The sequence below is a fragment of the Anaerostipes sp. PC18 genome, assembly GCF_039789045.1.
Classification (GTDB): domain Bacteria; phylum Bacillota; class Clostridia; order Lachnospirales; family Lachnospiraceae; genus Anaerostipes; species Anaerostipes hominis.
This window is the reverse complement of the sequence record NZ_CP121165.1, coordinates 1-1,237: the sequence shown is the minus strand read 5'-3', so window position 1 is coordinate 1,237 and position 1,237 is coordinate 1. Positions and strand designations below refer to the sequence as shown.

1 protein-coding gene is annotated in these 1,237 nt (G+C 34.0%); it reads right to left on the bottom strand.

Annotated elements, in window-relative coordinates:
• Positions 1-131: 131 nt before the first annotated feature.
• Positions 132-1,154, bottom strand: coding sequence for an IS6 family transposase (locus tag P8F77_RS18295; RefSeq protein ID WP_326511720.1), 1,023 nt, complete (start codon positions 1,152-1,154; stop codon positions 132-134).
• Positions 1,155-1,237: the final 83 nt, after the last annotated feature.

Here is a 1,237-nt window from a genome sequence, read left to right as displayed (position 1 = left end):
AAAAATAGCTTAACATTTCGTAGAATTACTCGTTCTTTGAAAATTATATAAGTTTGAATAAATTTTTGTATGGCAAATAAGCCTACAAAAAGTTAGATTTTTGCAGGTTAATCAAAGATATTAAGTTGAGATTAAGCAGCGACAAACCAAGATTTACGATCAATGCTATTGCTAGCGAAGCCTGCAACTTCAGCAGGTGTGAGATTATTTAATGAACCATGAGGCCTAATGAAATTATAGTGAAAGACAAATAAGTATATTAAGTTATTTGCTTTCTCAAAAGAGTTAAACCCTTTTTTAGCTTTATACCAAGCTTTAAATGTTTTGTTAAAAGACTCAATTAAATTGTTTGATATGTCGCTAGACATAGGAGCAACAGGCACATGCTTGTTTTCGCCCAATAGCTTCGCTACAGCTTGGTTATATGAAGGTAGTCTATCAGTTATAAAGTTTGATGGCATTCCAAATTGTTTAGCTTGGTTTACTAGTGTAAATGCTGAATCCTCACTACGTGATTTGGTTAGATGAAAAGCTAAAATAAATCTCGTTTCAGAGTCAATAGCTAACCATAAATAATAGCGTTCACCATTTATAAAGACCACTGTTTCGTCAGCATGCCAATCGTCAGATTGGAGATCTAGCTGCTCTTTAAACTTATCAGCTTTTTGTTTGAAAAAAGGTGCAAACTTTTGAGTCCAACTAGCTATTGTGACATGAGAAACCTTTATATTTGAAGTTACGAAAAGGAACTGTGAAATAGTTCTTGTTGATGAGTTGTTTAAAAAATATAAAGTTAATGCAGTCAGAATAGTATGGAGTGGAAAACGCATACCTTTCATAGAAAGGGAACCGGTTAGGTTTTCACTGGAGGCATCATCTATATTTAGGTTATGGTGATGAACAATGATATGATTGCACTTCTTATTACCACATTTATAGCGATTATAGTGTTTATAGATGTGATGCAAGAAAGTTGCTTTACCACACTTTGGACATCTTGGATATTTAGATGTTACCCGCTTTCTGACGGAGTCAGGTGCGAATTGTCGCTTACACTTTTTACATTGATATTTTTGATTAGCCTGCTTATCTAAACCAAACTTATATAGTTGGTCAGAGTTACAACGAGGACATTTTACTTTTGTTTTGTTCATTGCGCTTCTCCTTTCAAGGGGGACATTTAGTTCTAGTCAAACTTATTGTATTTCCTAGGATCTGTCTCTTATACACATCTGAC